A 19,504-nucleotide genomic window follows, 5' to 3' on the forward strand; every position below is an offset into this window, starting at 1 on the left:
CATGCTGGGGGCATGAGCACGCTTGTTTCCCTGCCCGGCGCACCTGCGCCCGCGCCGAACTACCAGTCGCTGGACCGTCCGCTGAACTTCACCGAGGCCGCTGCGGCCAAAGTGAAGGAACTGATCCGGGACGAGGCCAGCACCTCGCTCGCCCTGCGCGTCTATATCCAGGGCGGCGGCTGTTCGGGCTTCCAGTATGGTTTCGAGTTCGACGAGAACCGGGCCGAGGACGACCTGGCCGTGGACACGAACGGGGTCACCCTGCTGGTCGACCCGCTGAGCCTGCAGTACCTGATGGGCGCCGAGGTGGACTACACCGAGAGCCTGACCGGCGCGCAGTTCGTGATCCGCAATCCGAACGCCAAGACCACCTGCGGCTGCGGCTCCAGTTTCAGCATGTAAGCAGCGCACGCATCGGTCCGCACGGATCGATGCCGCTTGCCACTGTCGTCGAACTTGGGCAGGCTCTGCCGATGTCCAGATTTTCTTCGCCGCTTTCCGGTTTCGCCTTCACCACCGACCCGCTTGAACGCGCCGACAGCCTGCGCGATGACGCCGATGCGTTGTCGCGGCTGTGGCCGCAGGCGCAGGTGCTCGTCCTTGAACCCGATGGCCGCGCCCTGGCCGATGCCGATGGCCAACCGCTGGCGCTGACCGGCGCGCAGGTCGGCGGCGGCCCGGGCACCGCGATCTTCCTCGGGCTGCGTGGCCAGCAGGCCTGGTTCTCGCTGGAAGCAGCCGCGGTGGATGTCACCGCCCCGCAGCGGGTGGACCTGCGCGAGTCGGCCACCAGCTGGTCGGCGGCCGATGCCAGCGCGTTCTGCTATGCGCGCGGGATGTCGTACTGGCAGTCGCGCACCCGCTTCTGCGGGGTCTGCGGCGGCGCCATCACGTTCAGTCGCGGCGGCTTTGTCGGCCGCTGCGGGCAATGCGGCATCGAGCACTACCCGCGGGTCGACCCGGCGGTGATCGTGGCGGTGGAAAACAACGGCCGCCTGCTGCTCGGCCGCCAGGCCAACTGGGCGCCGCGCCGCTATTCGGTGCTGGCCGGTTTCGTCGAACCGGGCGAATCGCTGGAACAGACCGTGGTGCGCGAGGTGTTCGAGGAAAGCAAGGTGCGCGTGCGCCAGTGCCACTACCTGGGCACCCAGCCATGGCCGTTCCCCGGGGCGCTGATGCTGGGCTTTGCCGCCACCGCCGAAGACGATGTGCCGACCGTGGACGGCGAGCTGGAGGACGCGCGCTGGTTCACCGCCGAGGAAGTCGGCGCGGCGCTGGCCCGGGATGTCGAAGACGACGGCCAGGGCATCCGCCTGTCGCCGCCGATTTCGATTTCGCGCAGCCTGATCGAGCACTGGTACCGGCAACAGGTCGGCTGATACCGGCCCGGCGTTGCCGCTGGCTGAACACGTGGCAGCGTACATCACCAACGGCCCGGGGAATTGCCGGGCCGCAAGGCATAGTAGCGGGCAGAAACCGAGCCGGAGGCTTACATGTTCACCACCCTGGTCGCCGTGCTGGTCGCCTTGGCCCTGGGCCATGTGGCGCCTGCCGTGGCGGTGGCGTTGCGCCGGTTCGCGCTGTACCGGCGCTGGCTGCAATGGCTGGGCGCGCACGCGGCCGGGGCCGGCTTCTGGCGTAGTGGCCAGGGCTGGCTGTTGGCGGTGCTGCCGCTTGTTGTGGTGCTGGGACTGCTGCAATGGGCGCTGGACGGTCATCTGTTCGGGCTGCCGTCGCTGCTGCTGGGCATCGCCACGCTGGCGATGTGCTGGGGCCCGCGCGACCTGGACCGCGACGTGGAGGCGGTGATCGATGCCGATGACGCGCCGGCCCGGCATGTGGCGATCGCCCAGTTGCAGTCGGCCGGCGGCAGCATGCACCAGGACCTGCCGTCGCTGGTCGAGGCCACGGTACTCAACGCGCTGCGGCGCTGGTTCGCGGTGTTGTTCTGGTTCCTGCTGCTGGGCCCGGTGGGCGCGCTGGCGTACCGCCTGCTGGCGCTGCTGGCCGAGGGCCCGATGCGCGCGTTGGCGGCAGTGGACACCGTGGCCGGAGCGCGGGTGGCCTTGTCCTGGGTGGAATGGCCGGTGGCGCAGCTGATGTCGTTGTCGATGGCGCTGGTCGGCAATTTCGATACCGCCTACAAGGCCTGGCGCCAGGCCCATGGCAACCAGTGGGCGGCATCGACGGTCTTCCTGGGCGCGGTGGCGCGGGCCAGCGTGAGCGCCGAGCTGCGCGAGGAGGCGCACGATTACAGCGATGCCGGGATGGTGCCGGTATGGCGCCGGCTGCCCGAGCTGCGCGATGCGATGAGCCTGGTATGGCGGATGCTGTTGCTGTGGATGGCGGCGCTGGCGCTGCTGGTGATCGCCGGTTGGGTGACCTGATAGGCGGCTGCGGTTGCTCGTAGCGCCGGGCTCTGCCGCGCCGTCGGACCGGCGGGCGCCGATCCGATGAACGCATCGCCATGCGCCTGTTACCTGCCGCGAAAGCCGAGCTTTTGCTCGTAGAGCCGGGCTCTGCCCGGCTGCGGTTGCTTTTGATTTGGTAGTGCCGGCCGTTGGCCGGATGCTTTTGCTTCTGATGCAACGGCAGCCGACTACCAGTCTGCTCTACCCGTTTGGATCACCCGCCCGGTGCCAGCCAGGTAAACGGTGCCCAGGGCAGGTTGCGTGCAATCCAATACAGCGGCAGCAGGGTCAACCAGAACGCCGGTTTGGTCAGCACGGTGATCAGCGGCTGCAGCCAGCGTGGGCGCCAGCCCAGCGCCCAGCCCAGCACCAGCGGCGAAATGGCCAGCATCACCATCGCCAGCGGGTTCATCGACAACGCCGTGGCCAGATCGCCGTGGGCCAAGGCATGCAGCGCGCGGGTCAGCCCGCAGCCGATGCAGTAGTAGCCGGTGACGGCCAGGAAGCTGCACGGCGGGAACGGGCTGTGCGCACTGTTGGGATCGTAGTGCCGCAGCACCCAGAACCCCGCACCGGCGGCTATCGCCGCCGGTGGGACCAGTGCCAGCAACCAGCGCCTGCCGTGCAGCATGGCCATCAGCTGGCGCTTTCGATCTGCTGCTGGAACTGCTGCATCTGCTGCATGTAGCCATCAACGCCCATGGTGGCCAGCGAGATCACGAACAGCAGCACGCCGGCAATCAGGAAGCCGGTGGTGACCCAGGCCCAGATCTTGGCGTTCTTGGACGCGCGGCGCGCGCCTTCCAGGTCGCCCTGGTTGAGCAGCCCGTTGACCTTGCTGGAAAACACGATCGCCACGATGCCGGTGACGATGCCCGGGAAGCTCAGGCACGACAGGCAGCACACGAAGAAGGCCAGCACGGTGACGACGATCGACCAGATCAGGTGGTTCGGGATGCTGCCCGAGGCGGGCGGCAGGGGGGCGGTGGCATTCATGGGGCAAGCTCCAGGGTCTAGGGTGGGTTTTCGTTCAACAGGGTGGATCCGGCGCAGCGCATGCTGGAACACCGATCCCCGCACGCGGCGTTACCGGCAGGTGACGGCCCACGCCGGCCAGCGTGGGCGGGATGGCTGGACGGTAATCTAACCGATGTCGTCGCAGCGATGTATGCGATTACAGCCTCGGCGGCTCAGCCCTGCTCGCCGCGCAGCTGCCTGACCAATTGTTCCAGTTGCCCGGCACTGGCGCCCTGGCCTGGCACGGCAGGGGCTGCGGCGACCTCCAGGTGCGCGCGGAAGCGGCGTGGAACCCGCATCCGGCCCAGGCGGGTGTCGCGCCGGCTCCACATGCTGGCCCACATCCCGCGCAGCGCCATCGGCACCACCGGCACCGGACGGCGCTCCAGGATCTTCTCCACGCCGGACTTGAACGGGCCCATCTCGCCGTCGCGGGTCAGCGCGCCCTCCGGGAAGATGCAGACCAGCTCGCCATCGGCCAGGGCCCGGTCCACTTCATCGAAGGCGGCCTGCATCAGCGCCGGGTCCTCGCGCGCGCCGGCGATCGGGATCGCCTTGGCGGTGCGGAAGATCCAGCGCATCACCGGGATGTTGAAGATCTTGTAGTACATGACAAAGCGCACCGGGCGCGGGATCGTCGCCGACAGGATCAGCGCGTCCATGTAGCTGACGTGGTTGCACACGATCAATGCGGCGCCTTCATCGGGTACGTTGGCTTCAACGCCATGCACGCGCAGCCGGTACAGGGTGCGCACCATCACCCAGCTGAGGAAGCGCATCAGGAATTCGGGGACGATGGTGAAGATGTAGAGGGACACCACCGCATTGGCGATGGCCAGCGCCAGGAACAGCTGCGGGATGGTCCAGTGCAGGAACTTCTGGGTGGCCAGGGCGATCAACGCCGCACCGACGATGAAGCCGGAATTCTGGATGTTGAGCGCGGCGAACACGCGCGACATCTCCGACTTCGGGGTGCGGCTCTGGATCAGCGCGAACAGCGGTACCACGAAGAAACCGGTGAACAGACCGATGCCGACCAGGTCGACGATGATGCGCAGGCTGCCGGGCGCGGCGGCGAAGGCCGACACGCTCAGTCCGGCCGCGGTGGCGGTGCCGGCGCGGGCGAAGTACAGGTCCAGCATGAAGGCGGTCATGCCGAATGCGCCCAGCGGCACCAGGCCGATTTCCACCGTGCGCCCGGACAGCTTCTCGCACAGCAGCGAGCCCACGCCGGTGCCCACCGAGAACAGCGCCAGGGCGAAGATGTACAGGTTGGAGCTGCCACCGAGATTGACCACCGCATAGGTGGGCAGCTGCGAGGTCAGCATGGTGCCGACGAACCAGAACCAGGACACGCCGAGGATGGCGTTGCGCACCGACTTCTTTTTCCTGGCCAGGCGCAGCACCGCCAGCGACTCGGGGATGGGGTTCCAGCGGATCTTCAGGTCCGGCGCGCCGGCATCGACCTTGGGGATCATCCGTGCGGTGATGTTGCCGGCGATCGCCAGCGCGATCACCGCCGTGGCCGCCACCACCGGCCCATGGCTGCTGGCCAGCAGGAAGATGCTGCCGCCGCTGATCATGCCGGTCAGGATCGACATCGAGGTGCCCATCTCGACCAGGCCGTTGCCGCCGGTCAGCTCTTCGGGCTTGAGCACCGAGGGCAGCACCGAGTACTTGACCGGCCCGAACAGGGTGGACTGCAGGCCGGTGCAGAACAGCGCCACCAGCAGTACCGGCATGCTCTGGGTCAGGAAGCCGACCGCGGCCAGCGACATGATCGCGATCTCCATGCCGGTGGTGATCACGATCAGCCGGGATTTCTCCAGCTTTTCGGCGATCTGGCCGGCCAGGGCCGAGAACAGGAAGTAGGGCAGGATGAAGATCGCCGGCGCCAGCGTGGTGTACAGCGACTGTTCTTCCTGGCTGACGCCCAGGTAGAACAGCAGGCCGATGATGGCTTGCCGGTACACGTTGTCGTTGAACGCGCCCAGCGACTGGACGATGAAAAACGGCAGGAAACGACGCTGTTTGAGCAGGGCGAACTGGCTGTGGCCGGACATGGAAACTCCTTGCGGACCGGCGCACCTTATCACGCAGCCGGGCAGAGCCCGGCGCTACGCCGTAGAGCGGGGCTCTGCCCCGCTGCGGCCCATCAACGCAAGGTGCGTGCGGCCTCGTTGGCGGCGTCTCGCAGCTTGGGCAGCAGGCGCAGCATCAGCCCCATCTGGGTGCGGATCAGCTGCAGCTTGGGCGGCATCGCGTCGGTGATCTGCTCCAGCTGTTCGGCCAGGGCGCGGTCGCCGTCGTTGTCGGCCTCGTCCACCGGCTGGCGCTGCTCCAGCGCGGCGGCGATCTGCTGCATGGCCTGTTCCACCCGTTCCCCGCCGGACAGCGCCAGTGGATCCTGCGCATAGCTGTCCAGCTGCGCGCGGTGCGCGCCCAGTGCCGACAAATGCCCGAGCAGGGTGTTGGACAAGGCCAGGAAGCGGAACCCGGCGTCCAGGTTGCGGCGCACATGGCCCGGTTCGCGCAGCATGTTCGACAACGCGGTGGACAGCGCCGCGTCGGCGTTGTGCATGTCGCGGCGGGCGATGCGGTAGGCCAGGTCGTCCTGCATGCCGCTGCCGTACTGGCCCAGCACCGCATCCAGGTAGCGCGCGCAGTTGGCCAGCACCCGCGCCATCACCAGGTTCAGGCGTCGGCCCTGCCAGTCGGGCAGGATCAGGAACGCGGCCGCCGCGGCGATCGCGCAGCCCAGCAGGGTGTCCACCAACCGTGGCAAGATCAGCAGGAAACCGTCGCCGATCAGGTTGAAGCAGGTCAGCGCCATCACCGTGATCGCCGCCGAGGCGACCAGGTAGCGGTCGCTGCGGGTGAAGAAGAACAGCAATGCCGACAGCAACGCGATCAGCAGTTCGATGCGCAGGTCCTGGAACAGCTGCATCAGCGCCCAGGTCAGCACCAGCCCGATCAGGGTGCCGGCGATGCGCTGGGCCAGCCGTTGCCGGGTAGCGCCGAAATGCGGGCGGCATACGAATACGATGGTCAGCAATACCCAGGAGCCGTTCTGTGCATCGAACAGGGCGATAGCGGCGAAGCCGGCCACCAGCGCCAGCGCCATGCGCAGGCCATGCCGGAACAGCACCGAGCCGGGGGTAAGCTGCTGGCGGATGCGCACCGCCATTTCGCGCAGGGTATGCGGGTTGGTATCGCGCAGGCGCGTATCGACATTGTCCAGGGTGGATTCGGACTGCACCGCGTCCGACAGCCGGCGCTCGATGCTCTGCAGGTTGTGGCCAAGCAGTTCCAGCGAGGACAGCAGCCGCTGCCATTGCGGGTTGTGCTGGGCGCGCAGCCAGGCCAGCGAATCGGTCAGGTCGGCGGTGGCCTGGCGGGTACGTTCGCCGTACTGGAACGGCCGGCGCAGGCGGATGGCCAGGCCGAGGTTGGCGCAGGCCTCGCCCTGCAGCGCCAGCAGGCGCTGGCAGCGGTACAGCACGTCGCTGTGGAAGAACGCCTCGGTCAGCGCGCCGTAGGGGTAGTGCGAGGAGCTGGCGCGTTCGTGGAAATCCTGGGCCATGTAGTACAGGCGCAGGTACAGGCCGGACTGCACGCCGGGCCGGCCGGAGCGGCCGAAGCGCGCCAGGATCGCGGTCTTGGCGATGTTCAGGGCCTCCACCACGCGCCGGTTCTGTTCGGCCAGGGCCAGCTGGCGCTGCTGCACGTCCGCCTCGCGCACCGGTTCGAACAGGTCGGCCTTGAGCTGCAGGTAACGGCCCAGTTCCAGGTACAGCCGGGCCAGCCGTTCGCGCACCGGGCGGTTGGCGAACAGCGCCGTCCACAGGATCGACAGCAGGCCATACCAGAGCGCGCCGGCCAGCAGGTGGCTGACCGCGGTGATGGCCTGGGCGCGGTCGCTGGCGCCGTGCTGCTCCAGCCCGATCATGGTGTAGATGGCCAGGGTGACGGTGGCCTGGGCGATCGAGGCATAGCGTTCGCCCAGTGCACCGAGCAGGGTCAGAGCGAAGGTGGAGGCGGCCAGCGCGGCGATGAACAGCCACGGCCAGGCGAACAGTTCGACCACCGCCGCTGCGGCGGCGACAAAGCACAGCAGCGACAGCGCCACCGACTTGGTCCGGCCCCACCAGTTGTCGTCGGTCTCGGCGATGGCGCTGGCGATGATGCCCAGGAACACCCCCGGCAAGGCCGGCAGCTGGTCCAGGTGCCAGCACACGCCCATCGCCACCGACAACGCAATGAACACCCGCAGGCCATAGCTGGCCTTTTCATGCGCCCACAGGCGGCTCAGGCGGGATTCTCGGGCGGTCATGCGGGCTCGGCGTGCAGGGCGGCCCCATTATTGCCGGTAGCGGGTGAAGGGGACAGCGTCGAACGTTCAACGTCAAAAAGCGTCGCGTCGCGCCGGATGGAGCGTACCCGGTAGTGCCGGCCGCTGGCCGGCTCTCATGATCCTGGACGGAGGTGCGAGGAGCCGGCCAGCGGCCGGCACTACCAGGGGGTGGACAGATCGTGGGGAGCCGGCCAGCGGCCGGCACTACCAGGGGGTGGACAGATCGTGGGGAGCCGGCCAGCGGCCGGCACTACCAACGGGTGGACAGATCGTGGGGAGCCGGCCGGCGGCCGGCACTACGCGCTTCCAGCGCGCTTGCTCAGCTTCTTCTCGCGCCGGCGCGCACGCCGCGCCACCCAGCGCTCGCGCAGGCACGAGAAGATCACGTACAGCGCCGGGGTGCTGAGCAGGGTCAGGCTCTGCGAGAACAGCAGCCCGCCGATCATCGCGATGCCCAGCGGGCGGCGCAGTTCGGAGCCTTCGCCCAGGCCGATCGCCAGCGGCACCGCCGCCAGGATCGCCACCATGCTGGTCATCATGATCGGGCGGAAGCGCACGATGCTCGCTTCGCGTGCGGCTTCCAGCGGGCTCTTGCCATGTTCGCGCTGCGCCACCACCGCGAAGTCGATCATCATGATCGCGTTCTTCTTGACGATGCCGATCAGCAGCACCAGCGCGATCATCGAGATCACCGACAGCTCGGTGTCGGTGCCATACAGCGCCAGCAGCGCGCCCACGCCCGCCGCCGGCAGCGTGGAGAGGATGGTGACCGGATGGATCAGGCTCTCGTAGAGCATGCCCAGCACCAGGTAGACGGTGATGATCGCCGCCATCACCAGGATCAGCATCGCCATCGGGTCCGAATCGAAGCCGAAGCCGGCGTCCTCGGCCAGGCGGATGTCACCGGGCATGCGCATGCCGTTGACCGTGCTGTCGATGATGGCCTTGGCCTCGCCCATGCTGGTGCCGGGGGCGAGGTTGTAGCTCAGCTCCATCGTGGTGTACTGGTTTTCGTGGGTGATCTGCGACGGGGCCAGACCCGGCACCTGCTCGGCCACGGCCGTGATCGGCACCATCTCGCCATTGCCGGCACGCACGTGGATCTGGTCCAGCGCCCCGGGTGTCGCGGTCTGTTCGGGCAGGGCGTTGACCACCACGCTGTACTGGTTGATGTCCGAGTAGATCGTGGAGATCTGGCGCTGGCCAAAGGCTCCGTACAGCGCGCCGTCGATCGCACCGACCGACACGCCCAGGCGTGCGGCCTTGGCGCGGTCGATCACGATGTTCTGGCGCAGGCCGGCTGCATCCACGTCGGTGCCGACGTCGGCCAGCTTCGGGTTCTTCTTCAGCGCGGCCTGCAGCTTGGGCAGCCACTCCTGCAGCTGGGCCAGGTCGTTGCCCTGCAGCGAGACGCGGTACTGCGCGCCCTGGCTGGCGCCACCGCCATCGTTGCTGGGCAGATCCTGGATCGCGCGCAGGCGCAGCTGCAGGTCAGGGTAGCGGTCGGCCTTCGCGCTCAGGCGGGCCAAGGCCTGCGCGGTGGTCTCGCGGCGGCCGTCCTTGCGCGACTTCAATTCGACGTTGAACTGCGCGCTGGACCCCTGGCGGCCACTGCCCAGGCGCACGCCCACGGTCTTCACCGCCGGGTCGGCCATCAGCATGTCGGTGATGCGCCGCTGGCGGTTGACCATGTCCTCGAAGGAGACGGTCGCGCTGGAATTCGCACGGCCCCAGATCAGGCCGGTGTCCTGGGCCGGGAACGCGCCCTTCTTGACCGCGCCGAACAGGAACACCGTCGCACCGATCAACAGCAGCGGGGTCAGCGACAGCAGCAGCGCATGGCGCAGCGAGAAATCCAGCAGCTTCACGTAGATGCGCAGCATGCGGTCGTGGCCGGCATCGAGCAGGCGGCCGAAGCGGCTCGGCGCGCCGGCATCGGCATGTGCGCTCAGGAAGCGGCTGCACAGTGCGGGCGTCAGGGTCAGCGAGATGATCATCGAGACCACGATGGCCGCGACCAGGGTGACGGTGAACTCCCGGAAGAACGCGCCCATCATGCCCTTGGCGAACAGCAGCGGGATGAACACCGCCACCAGCGAGGCGGTGATCGAGACGATGGTGAAGCCGATCTCGCGCGCGCCGGTGAGGGCGGCCTGCATGCGCGTCATGCCCTCGTCGAGGTGGCGCATGATGTTCTCGATCACCACGATCGCATCATCGACCACGAAGCCGATCGCGATCACCAGCGCCAGCAGGCTCAGGTTGTTCAGGGTGAAGCCCAGCACGTACATCACCAGCGCCGCGCCGGCCAGCGACAGCGGCACGGTCACCGCGGCGATCAGGGTCGGGGCGAGACGGCGCAGGAACAGCGCCATGGTCAGCACCACCATCGCCAGTGCGATCAGCAGGGTGATCTGCACTTCATGCAGCGAGGAGCGGATGGTCGGGGTACGGTCGAAATACGGGGTCAGCGTGGTGCCCGGCTGCAGGTAGTCGCGCAGGGTCGGGATCTGCGCCTTCACCCGGTCCACGGTCTCCACGATGTTGGCGCCGGCGCGGGTGAACACGTACATCACCACGGCCGGTTTGTGGTTGAACCACGCGGCCTGGTAGGCGTCCTGCTGCCCGTCGTAGACGTTGGCGATGTCCTGCAGGCGGATCACGCGGCCATCGTCGGCGGTCTTGATCACCAGCTGGGCGAAATCGGCCGCGCGCGCGACGGAGTCGTTGGCGATGATCGCGGTGGTGGTGTTGCCATCGGTGAGGAAGCCGGTCGGCGAGGTCACGTTGGCCGCGCGCACGGCGTTGCGCAGGTCATCGGCGGTCAGGCCGAGCGCGTTCATCAGGCGCAGGTTGACGTCCACGCGCACGGCCGGCGTGGAGGCGCCGGCGATATCCACCGAGGACACGCCGGTGATCTGGCGGATGCGCTGGGCCAGCAGCGAATCGGCCACGTTGTAGAGGTCGTCGGCCGACTGCGTTTCCGAGGTCAGGGCGATCGCGATGACCGGGTCGTCGTTCGGGTTCGCCTTCTGGAACATCGGCGTGCCCAGCCCGGCGGGCAGGTCGGACTGCGCCGAGTTGATCGCGGTCTGCACGTCCAGCGCGGCCGAATCGATGTCGCGGTCGCTCTGGAAGATCATGAAGACCAGCGAGCTGCCTTCGGAGCTGGACGAGCGCATGCGGTCGATGCCCGGCAGCTGGCCGAGGTGGCGCTCCAGCGGCGCGGTCACCGTGGAGGCCATCGTGGTGGCATCCGCGCCGGCCTGGTTGGCATGCACGAAGATCACCGGGATCTGGATGTTCGGCAGCGCCGAGACGCCCAGCTGCAGGTAGCAGATCACACCCACCACGAACAGGCCGATGGCCAGCAGGGCGGTGCCGATCGGGCGGCGGATGAACGGGCCGGAGATGTTCATCGAACGCCTCCGCAGCGGTCTGCGGTGCGCATCATCACGCCTGCGGCTCCCGCGCCGGGCCATGGCCGCGGCGCAGCGCGCGCTGTTCGCGACGCTGGCGCAGCCGCTCGGAGAAGCGTTCCATGTACAGGTAGATCACCGGCGTGGTGTACAGCGTGACCAGCTGCGACAGCAGCAGGCCACCGACGATGGCGATGCCCAGCGGGCGGCGCAGTTCCGAGCCGATGCCGGTGCCCAGCGCCAGCGGCAATGCACCGAGCATCGCGGCAGCGGTGGTCATCATGATCGGGCGGAAGCGCAGCAGGCAGGCACGACGGATCGCTTCATGCGCGTTGGCCCCGGTGCGGCGGGCCTCGATCGCGAAGTCGACCATCATGATGCCGTTCTTCTTGACGATGCCGATCAGCAGCACGATGCCGACGATGCCGTCCACCGACAACGGCAGCCCGCACACCATCAGCGCCAGCAGCGCGCCGACGCCGGCCGGGGGCAGGGTGGAGATGATGGTGAAGGGGTGGATGTAGCTCTCATACAGCACGCCCAGCACGATGTAGATCAGCACCAGCGAGGCCAGCAGCAGCCACACCACGTCGGTCTGGCTGCCGGTGAACTCGGCGGCCTTGCCGATGAACTGCGCGTGCACCTGCGAAGGCATGTCCAGGCTGGCCTTGGTCTCTTCGATCGCCTTCACCGCATCGGACAGCGAGTAGCCGGGCGCGATGTTGAACGACACCGTGACCGCCGGCAGCTGCTGCTGGTGGCTGACCACCAGCGGAGTGCTGGTGACCCGGCCTTCGGCCAGCGCGGCCAGCGGGATGATGTTGCCGGCGCCGACCGGGATGCCGGTGTTCTGCGCGCCGATGCCGGTGGCGGTGGACGAGTTGGACGAGGTCACCTGGCCGAAGTTGGTCGCATTGCTGCCGGTCAGCGCGCCGGCGCCGTTGGAGGCGACCGCCAGCTGGTTCATCAGCGCGGTGCTGGTGCGGAATTCCGGCGCCACTTCCAGCACCACGCGGTACTGGTTGAGCTCGGTGAAGATGGTCGAGATCTGGCGTTGGCCGAAGGCGTCGTACAGCGTGTCGTCGATGGTCTGCATCGGCACGCCGAGCACGCTGGCCTTGTCGCGGTCGATGGTCAGCTCGAGCGCGCGGCCCTGGTTGGACAGGTTGTTGTCCACGTCGGCCAGTTCCGGGCGCTGGCGCAGCGCCTCGGTCATCCGCGTGGCCTGCAGCGCGACCTGGGCGCTGTCCACGTCCGACAGCGAGTACTGGTACTCGGTGGCGGCCACGCGGGTATCCAGGGTGACGTCCTGCACCGGCTTGAGGTACAGCGCCACGCCGGGGATGCCGGCCACGGCCTTCTGCAGGCGCGGAAGGATTTCATCAAGCCCGTCGCGGTCGCCGCGCTCCTTCAGCACGATCGACAGCTGGCCCTGGTTGAGCGTGGGGTTCATGGTACCGGCGCCGATGAAGGCCGACACGCCGGTCACCGCCGGGTCGCCGCGCAGCGCCTCGGCCACGGCCTTGGTGCGCTGCTCCATCTGCGGGAAGGCGATGTTCTGGTCGGCCTGGACCACGCCGGTGATCAGGCCGGTGTCCTGCTCGGGCAGCAGGCCCTTGGGGATCACGATGTAGAGCACCACGGTCAGCACCAGTGCACCGGCGGCGACGGCCAGGGTCAGCGGCTGATGCTCGAGCACCCAGTCCAGGCTGCGTTCGTACAGGCCGACGGTGCGCGACCACACGGTGGCCTTGCCGGACGCGGCCGCCCGCTCGTGCGCGTCTTCGCCTTCGGGCAGCGCATCGGGCTTGAGCAGGTAAGCGCACATCATCGGGGTGAGCGTCAGCGAGATCAGCATCGACAGCGTCACCGCGATGCTCAGCACCCAGGCGAATTCGTGGAACAGCCGGCCGGTGACCCCGGGCATCAGCAGCAGCGGCAGGAATACCGCCACCAGCGAGATGGTCAGCGAGAGCACGGTGAAGCCGATCTGCTGCGCCCCGATCTCGGCCGCTTCCGGGCCGCTCTTGCCCTGTTCGATGTAACGCACGATGTTCTCGATCATCACGATCGCATCGTCGACCACGAAGCCGGTGGCCACCACCAGGGCCATCAGCGACAGGTTGTCCAGCGACATGCCGGCGAACGCCATCACGCCGAAGGTGCCGGCCAGCGACAGCGGCACCGCCACCGAGGGAATGATGGTCGCCCACAGGCGGCGCAGGAACACGAAGATCACCGCGACCACCAGGCCGATGGTGAGGATCAGGGTGAACTGCACTTCATGCACCGAGGCGCGGATGGTCTCGGTACGATCGTTGAAGATCTCCAGGTGCACGTCGGCCGGCAGCACGTTCTGCAGCTGCGGCAACAGCGCACGGATGCGCTCGACGGTCTGCACGATGTTGGCGCCGGGCTGGCGGCGCACTTCCAGCAGCACCGCCGGCTTGCCATCGGCCCAGGCGGCCAGCTGGTCGTTCTCCACCCCGTCGACCACGTTGGCCACGTCGGACAGGCGTACCGGGCGGCTGTTCTTGTAGCTGATGATGGTGTCGCGGTACTCGGCGGCGCTGGTCAGCTGGTCGTTGGTGCCGATCGAGTAGGACTGGGTCTTGCCGTTGAGCGAGCCCTTGGGCGCGTTGACGTTGGCCTGGGTCAGCGCGCTGCGCAGTTCCTCCAGGGTCAGGCCCATGTTGGACAGCTGGGCCGGGTTGACCTGGATGCGCACGGCCGGGCGCACGTTGCCGGCGATCGATACCAGGCCCACGCCCTGCACCTGCGACAGGCGCTGGGCCAGGATCGAGTCGGCGTAGTTGTTGACCTCGCGCAGCGGCCGCGTGTCGGAGGTGAGCTTGAGGGTGACGATCGCCGCGTCGGCCGGGTTCACCCGGTTGTAGACCGGCTGGTAGGGCAGCGAGGAGGGCAGGGTGGCCTGGCGGATCGCGGCCTGCACGTCCTGCGCGGCGATGTCGATGTCGCGGTCCATCGAGAACTGCAGGATGATCGTGGACAGCCCCGCCGATGAATCGGAGGTCATGATCTCCAGCCCGGAGATCTGCCCGAACTGGCGCTCCAGCGGCGTGGTCACCAGCGAAGCCATGGTGACCGCGTTGGCGCCGGGGTACTGGGTGGTCACCACCAGGCTGGGCGCATCGATCTCGGGCAGCGCCGACACCGGCAGCTGGCGGTAGCCGAGGATGCCGAGTAGCAGCAGGCCCGCCATCAGCAGCGAAGTGGCGATCGGGCGGCGGATGAAAATCGTCGAAAAGCCCACGGGCGGGTCCTTGCTGGTGCGTCGTGCTGCGTTGGATCAGGCGAACGCCGGCAGGTGGACCGGCGTCAGGAACGTGGGGCGGGCGCGATCAGCGCGGACCGCCGCCGCGGCGTCCACCGCCACCCTGCTGCTGGGCGGCCTTGAGCTCGGCTTCGGTCGGCGCGGCCGGGGTTTCGCCCGGCTTGAGCGCGGTGACCTTGGCGCCCGGCTTGAGCCGGAACTGGCCTTCGCTCACGACCCGCTCGCCACCCTTCAGGCCGTCGGTGATCTGCACCTGGCTGTCGCCGACTTCCACGCCGCTCTTGACCGTCTGCATGGCCACGGTGCTGTCCGGCTTGACGATATAGACGTACTCCCCATCCGGGCCGCGCATCACCGCCTGGGTCGGGATCACCACGCCGCCGGCGATGGTGCGCAGCTGCATGCGGACATTGACGAACTGGCCCGGCCACAGCGAATTGTCTTCGTTGTCGAACAGGGCGCGCGCGCGGAAGGTGCCGCTGTCGCTGCTGATCTGGTTGTCGACCACGTCCAGCGTGCCGCCGTCGGTGAGCACGTGCGCATCGTTGCGGTCCAGCGCGGCGATATCCACCACGCCGGCGGCCTGGGCCTGGCGCACGGCCGGCAGTTGGCGCTCGGGCAGGTTGAACACCACATGGATCGGATGGATCTGGGTCAGCGTCACCAGCGCGGTGCCGGCGCTGACGATGTTGCCGGCATCGACCGCGCGGATCCCGGCGATGCCGCTGATCGGCGCGGTGACCCGGGTGTACTGCAGCTGCACCTGGGCGGCGCGCATGCTGGCCTCGTTGGCGGCCACCGCGCTTTCGAACTGGGCGACCTGGTTGCGCTGGGTGTCCAGGTCGGTCCTGGCCACGTACTGGCGGTACTCGGGCGAATTGGAGCGCTGGTAGTTCGAGCGCGCGGTGGCCAGCTGGGCCTGGTTCTGGCGCTTGGCCGCCGCGGCTTCGTCGTAGCTGGCCTGCAGGGTGCGCGGATCGATCTGCGCGAGCAGGTCGCCCTTCTTCACTTCCTGGCCTTCCTTGAAGTTCAGGCTGATCAGCTGGCCGCCGACCTGCGGGCTCACCGTGACGGTGTTCATGGCCGCCACCGTGCCCAACGCGCTGGCGTAGACCGGCACGTCCTGGCGCAGGGCCTGGACCACGGTAACCGGAACCGGTCCGGCGTCGCGATCCCGGCCGTCCTTGCCGCCCTTGTCGGCACCGGCCGAGGTTGCCGCTGCATCGCCCTTGGGCTTGTCGCCGCCGAGCATGTGCATGCCGACAACGGCCACCACCAGCACTGCGGCCACCAGCAGCACGATCTTCCAGAAACGCGACATTCAAAACTCCTGAGGCTGGCGGAGGGCAGGGACGGCCCGGTTGACTGGATGCAAAGCATACCCGTGCACCGTTGCCTTTCATGCATGACCGATGGGACGGTCGATCAGACCGGATGTGACCGGCCAGGTTCCATGCAGCAACGCCTGCGGGCGCAGAAAGTTACAGCGCCGGGCGCGCCGATGGCCTACATTCAGATTCGACCGTCCCGAACGCCCGTGGAGATCCGCAATGCCCCGTCTGCCGCTGCTGCTGTCCGCCCTGCTGCTTGCCTGCCCCGCGCTGGCCGCGGCCGCCCCCGCCGAACGCCCGGAAGTCACCGCCGCGGCGGCCCGTCTGAAGGCCAAGGTGGTCGACTGGCGACGCGATTTCCACCAGCACCCGGAATTGTCCAACCGCGAGGAACGCACCTCGGGCAAAGTGGCCGAACAGCTGCGCGCGATGGGGCTCAAGCCCATGACCGGGATCGCCCGCCATGGCGTGGTGGCGATCATCAAGGGCGGCAAGCCCGGCCCGCGGATCGCGCTGCGCGCGGACATGGACGCGCTGCCGGTGACCGAACAGACCGGCCTGCCATTCGCCTCCAAGGCCACCAGCACCTACCGCGGCGAGACCGTGGGGGTGATGCATGCCTGCGGCCATGACGCCCATACCGCCACCCTGCTGGGGGTGGCCGAGGCGCTGGTGAAGATGCGCGACGACCTGCCGGGCGAAGTGATGCTGGTCTTCCAGCCCGCCGAGGAAGGCGCGCCGCCGCCGGAGGAGGGCGGTGCGGCGCTGATGCTCAAGGAAGGTCTGTTCAAGGACTTCAAGCCGGAGGCGGTGTTCGGCCTGCACGTGTTCTCCAGCGTGGCGGCCGGGCAGATCGCGGTGCGTGGCGGCCCGCTGATGGCGGCTTCGGACCGGTTCGGGATCAAGGTGATCGGCCGCCAGACGCATGGCTCGGCGCCCTGGAACGGGGTGGACCCGATCGTGGCCAGCGCCGACCTGGTCGGCACCGCACAGACCATCGTCAGCCGCCGTGCCAACCTGTCCAAGCAGCCGGCGGTGCTGACCTTCGGCGCGATCAAGGGCGGCATCCGCTACAACATCATCCCCGACGAGGTGGAGATGGTGGGCACCATCCGCACCTTCGATGAAGGCATGCGCCAGCAGATCTTCGCCGACCTGCGCAACGTCGCCGAGCACACCGCCGCCGCCCACGGGGCCAAGACGGTGACGGACATCTACGAGTCCGAGGGCAACCCGGCCACGGTCAACGACCCGGCGCTGACCGCCAGGATGCTGCCCAGCCTGCAGGCGGTGGTGGGCAAGGACAATGTGTACGAGCCGCCGCTGCAGATGGGCGCCGAGGACTTCTCGCTGTATGCCAGGGAGGTGCCGGGGCTGTTCTTCTTCGTCGGCGCCACCGGCGCGGGGATCGACCCGGCCACCGCGCCGGCCAACCATTCGCCGAAGTTCCTGCTCGATGAAAAGGCGCTGGACGTGGGCCTGCGCGCGCTGCTGCAGGTGAGTCTGGATTATCTGAACGGAACCGCGGTGGCTGCGCCTGCGGCGGGCTGAGGCACCCGACCGGCGGTAGGCCCCGGCCGTTGGTCGGGGTGGTGCGACCACCAACGGTGGTCGCCTACCGTTGCTGTGCTGTCGGCGTAGCGCCGGGGACGAATACCCTGGTCGCCGGGGCCTCGTGCGTTCATTGCCGGACGCCGGACGCCGGAGGCCTACCGGCGTAAAATGCCCGGATGAATACCCCCCAGGACTCCAGCCTCGGCCGCGAGGTTGCTTACCCGTCGCAGTACGATCCCGCGCTGCTGTTCCCCATCCCACGCCGCGGCGCCCGCGAGGAGATCGGCCTGGACGAGGCGGCGCTGCCGTTCGTCGGCCATGACCGCTGGCAGGCCTATGAGCTGAGCTGGCTGGACCGGCGCGGCAAGCCGCGGGTGGCGGTGGCCACCATCAGCGTGCCGTGTACCTCGCCGAACCTGATCGAATCCAAGTCGTTCAAGCTGTACCTCAATTCGCTCAACAGCACCCGCTTCGACGATGACGAGGCCGCGCGGCACTGTATCGCCTCCGACCTGTCGGCCTGTGCCGGTGCGGTGGTGACGGTGCGCTTCGGGGTGCCGGTGCTGGTCGAGGACGCCGAGGGCCAGTCGCTGGACGGGCTGGAGGTGGCGATCGAACGCTATGGTCCGCCGGCGCCGGAGTTCCTCAGCGCCGATGCCGACCAGTTGGTGACCGAGACCCTGAGCTCGGCACTGCTGAAATCCAATTGCCCGGTCACCGGCCAGCCGGACTGGGCCAGCGTCAGCATCCGCTACCACGGCCCGCAGATCGACCGCGAGGGGCTGCTGAAGTACCTGGTCAGCTACCGCGAGCATGCCGAGTTCCACGAGCAGTGCGTGGAGCGCATCTTCAGCGAGATCACCCAGCGTTGCGCCCCGCAATGGCTGGAAGTGGAGGCACGCTACACCCGCCGCGGCGGCCTGGACATCAACCCCTGGCGGGCCAGCCCGGGCATCGCCCATCCCACCCGCACCGTACGCGACCTGCGCCAGTAGGCATCGACCGTTGGTCGATGCGGGTAGGTATCGACCGTCGGCCGATGCAGGCACCCCGCCCGGCCGATCAAACCCCGGCCCCCCGGAGCCGGACGGCCGACCCACGCCCGGCAGACGTTGTCGCGTCTTCACATCCACGCCATGCCCCATTAACACCGGCTGTGACACCGTGCCTCCCATGTCGTCAATGAAGACGGGAGCGTGTGGATGAGTACCGATAAGAAAGCCGATTTTTCCGGGGTCACCTCCAGCGTGGACACCACCGCGCAGAAGGTGGAGAAGGCCGATTTCTCCGGTGTGACCTCATCGGTGGATACCACTGCCGAGAAGGTCGGAGGCACCTACACCGTGCAGAAGGGCGACTCGCTGTCGAAGATCGCCAAACAGGAACTGGGCGATGCCAACGCCTGGCAGAAGATCTTCGAGGCCAACCGCGACGTGCTGGACGACCCGGACAAGATTTTCCCGGGCCAGACCCTCACCTTGCCGCCGAAAGGCTGAGCCACCCTTGCTTGTAGTTCACTGATTCCTGGGAGGAATTTCATGAAGAAGACGTCCATCAGTACTGCCGTACTCGCTGCCCTGCTGGCCACCGTGGCATTGGCCGGTTGCAAGAAGAAGGAAGACACCGCCGACAACAATGCCCAGCCGGCCGCGACCACTCCGGCCGAACCGACACCGGCGCCGATGTCCGCGCCCGAGCCGATGGCTGCCGCTGCGGCGGTGAGCGTGACCGGTGTCACCGTGGGCAAGACCGCCGCGGCCGACAAGTCGGTAGCGAGTACTGCGCTGTTCGCGCCCAAGGACGACATCATCGTCTCGGTGCGCACCGACGGCACGGCGACCAACGCCAACGTGGGGGCCAAGCTGACCTACCAGGATGGCCAGGTGGCCGGTGAGAACTCCCAGACGCTGAACACCACCGCGGCTGATACCACCAATATCACGTTCAAGAATGCCAAGGGCTGGCCGGCGGGCAAGTACCGCGCGGAAGTCACGGTAGATGGCAAGGCGGCTGGAACGCCGCAGGAGTTCGAGGTCAAGTAAGCCCGCGCCGATTCTCTCCCGGCAACTGGCTCACGATGGACGCAGCCGCGAGGCTGCGTCTTTTTTATGGGCGCAGGTCAA

At 68.0% G+C, this 19,504-nt stretch carries 14 protein-coding genes; 7 read left to right on the plus strand and 7 right to left on the minus strand.

Translation table 11 applies throughout. From position 1 onward, the window contains the following. The first annotated feature begins 12 nt into the window (after positions 1–12). The 3 genes from erpA (at position 13) to ampE (ending at position 2,387) form a co-directional block, all read left to right on the plus strand. Positions 13–402, plus strand: a complete 390-nt coding sequence (gene erpA, locus IC535_RS10470) for an iron-sulfur cluster insertion protein ErpA (protein ID WP_228885899.1) — start codon at positions 13–15, stop codon at positions 400–402. Between the two features lie 65 nt (positions 403–467). Next, on the plus strand, positions 468–1,379 hold the full coding sequence (nudC, locus tag IC535_RS10475; protein ID WP_228886020.1) for an NAD(+) diphosphatase: 912 nt from the start codon (positions 468–470) through the stop codon (positions 1,377–1,379). Between the two features lie 114 nt (positions 1,380–1,493). Beyond that, positions 1,494–2,387 (plus strand): regulatory signaling modulator protein AmpE, encoded by an 894-nt coding sequence (gene ampE, locus IC535_RS10480; protein ID WP_228885900.1) that lies wholly within the window; start codon positions 1,494–1,496, stop codon positions 2,385–2,387. Positions 2,388–2,625: 238 nt separating this feature from the next. On the opposite strand, the gene IC535_RS10485 is transcribed toward ampE, so the two are convergent. The 7 genes from IC535_RS10485 to IC535_RS10515 form a co-directional block, all read right to left on the minus strand. Beyond that, the gene (locus IC535_RS10485) at positions 2,626–3,048 is read right to left on the minus strand and encodes a DUF2752 domain-containing protein (protein WP_429000374.1); all 423 of its coding nucleotides are present in this window, start codon (positions 3,046–3,048) and stop codon (positions 2,626–2,628) included. Then, positions 3,048–3,407 carry a CD225/dispanin family protein gene (locus tag IC535_RS10490; protein ID WP_228885901.1) on the minus strand — a complete coding sequence of 120 codons (360 nt, stop codon included), beginning with the start codon at positions 3,405–3,407 and terminating at the stop codon, positions 3,048–3,050. The genes IC535_RS10485 and IC535_RS10490 overlap by 1 nt, the downstream gene beginning before the upstream one ends. Before the next feature lie 194 nt (positions 3,408–3,601). Continuing rightward, on the minus strand, positions 3,602–5,491 hold the full coding sequence (locus IC535_RS10495; protein ID WP_228885902.1) for an MFS transporter: 1,890 nt from the start codon (positions 5,489–5,491) through the stop codon (positions 3,602–3,604). Between the two features lie 92 nt (positions 5,492–5,583). Next, positions 5,584–7,761, minus strand: coding sequence for a YccS family putative transporter (gene yccS, locus IC535_RS10500; protein WP_228885903.1), 2,178 nt, complete (start codon positions 7,759–7,761; stop codon positions 5,584–5,586). Between the two features lie 317 nt (positions 7,762–8,078). Next, positions 8,079–11,201 (minus strand): efflux RND transporter permease subunit, encoded by a 3,123-nt coding sequence (locus tag IC535_RS10505; RefSeq protein ID WP_228885904.1) that lies wholly within the window; start codon positions 11,199–11,201, stop codon positions 8,079–8,081. A 34-nt stretch (positions 11,202–11,235) separates the two neighbouring features. After that, positions 11,236–14,475 carry an efflux RND transporter permease subunit gene (locus IC535_RS10510; protein WP_228885905.1) on the minus strand — a complete coding sequence of 1,080 codons (3,240 nt, stop codon included), beginning with the start codon at positions 14,473–14,475 and terminating at the stop codon, positions 11,236–11,238. 88 nt (positions 14,476–14,563) lie between these two features. After that, a complete protein-coding gene (locus IC535_RS10515) occupies positions 14,564–15,817 on the minus strand; it encodes an efflux RND transporter periplasmic adaptor subunit (protein ID WP_228885906.1) in 1,254 nt (417 codons plus the stop codon). A gap of 229 nt (positions 15,818–16,046) precedes the next feature. Here IC535_RS10515 and IC535_RS10520 point away from each other — a divergent pair, with 229 nt between their 5' ends. The 4 genes from IC535_RS10520 to IC535_RS10535 all read left to right on the plus strand — a co-directional run bounded on the left by IC535_RS10520 (position 16,047) and on the right by IC535_RS10535 (position 19,423). Then, complete coding sequence (locus IC535_RS10520; RefSeq protein WP_228885907.1) at positions 16,047–17,378, plus strand: M20 family metallopeptidase; 1,332 nt, start codon at positions 16,047–16,049, stop codon at positions 17,376–17,378. Between the two features lie 179 nt (positions 17,379–17,557). After that, complete coding sequence (gene queF / locus IC535_RS10525; RefSeq protein ID WP_228885908.1) at positions 17,558–18,376, plus strand: NADPH-dependent 7-cyano-7-deazaguanine reductase QueF; 819 nt, start codon at positions 17,558–17,560, stop codon at positions 18,374–18,376. 207 nt (positions 18,377–18,583) lie between these two features. After that, a complete protein-coding gene (locus tag IC535_RS10530) occupies positions 18,584–18,877 on the plus strand; it encodes a LysM peptidoglycan-binding domain-containing protein (RefSeq protein ID WP_228885909.1) in 294 nt (97 codons plus the stop codon). Positions 18,878–18,919: 42 nt separating this feature from the next. Then, a complete protein-coding gene (locus IC535_RS10535; protein WP_228885910.1) occupies positions 18,920–19,423 on the plus strand; it encodes a hypothetical protein in 504 nt (167 codons plus the stop codon). Positions 19,424–19,504: the final 81 nt, after the last annotated feature.

The sequence above is a fragment of the Stenotrophomonas rhizophila genome (assembly GCF_020857975.1).
Lineage (GTDB): Bacteria > Pseudomonadota > Gammaproteobacteria > Xanthomonadales > Xanthomonadaceae > Stenotrophomonas > Stenotrophomonas rhizophila_C.

What these genes read in the sequence shown, in the direction of transcription:
- erpA (WP_228885899.1), top strand. Translation starts at nt 13, where the DNA reads ATGAGCACGCTTGTTTCCCTGCCCGGCGCACCTGCGCCCGCGCCGAAC.
- ampE (WP_228885900.1), top strand. Translation starts at nt 1,494, where the DNA reads ATGTTCACCACCCTGGTCGCCGTGCTGGTCGCCTTGGCCCTGGGCCAT.
- IC535_RS10485 (WP_429000374.1), bottom strand. Translation starts at nt 3,048, where the DNA reads ATGGCCATGCTGCACGGCAGGCGCTGGTTGCTGGCACTGGTCCCACCG.
- IC535_RS10490 (WP_228885901.1), bottom strand. Translation starts at nt 3,407, where the DNA reads ATGAATGCCACCGCCCCCCTGCCGCCCGCCTCGGGCAGCATCCCGAAC.
- IC535_RS10495 (WP_228885902.1), bottom strand. Translation starts at nt 5,491, where the DNA reads ATGTCCGGCCACAGCCAGTTCGCCCTGCTCAAACAGCGTCGTTTCCTG.
- yccS (WP_228885903.1), bottom strand. Translation starts at nt 7,761, where the DNA reads ATGACCGCCCGAGAATCCCGCCTGAGCCGCCTGTGGGCGCATGAAAAG.
- IC535_RS10505 (WP_228885904.1), bottom strand. Translation starts at nt 11,201, where the DNA reads ATGAACATCTCCGGCCCGTTCATCCGCCGCCCGATCGGCACCGCCCTG.
- IC535_RS10515 (WP_228885906.1), bottom strand. Translation starts at nt 15,817, where the DNA reads ATGTCGCGTTTCTGGAAGATCGTGCTGCTGGTGGCCGCAGTGCTGGTG.
- IC535_RS10520 (WP_228885907.1), top strand. Translation starts at nt 16,047, where the DNA reads ATGCCCCGTCTGCCGCTGCTGCTGTCCGCCCTGCTGCTTGCCTGCCCC.
- queF (WP_228885908.1), top strand. Translation starts at nt 17,558, where the DNA reads ATGAATACCCCCCAGGACTCCAGCCTCGGCCGCGAGGTTGCTTACCCG.
- IC535_RS10530 (WP_228885909.1), top strand. Translation starts at nt 18,584, where the DNA reads ATGAGTACCGATAAGAAAGCCGATTTTTCCGGGGTCACCTCCAGCGTG.
- IC535_RS10535 (WP_228885910.1), top strand. Translation starts at nt 18,920, where the DNA reads ATGAAGAAGACGTCCATCAGTACTGCCGTACTCGCTGCCCTGCTGGCC.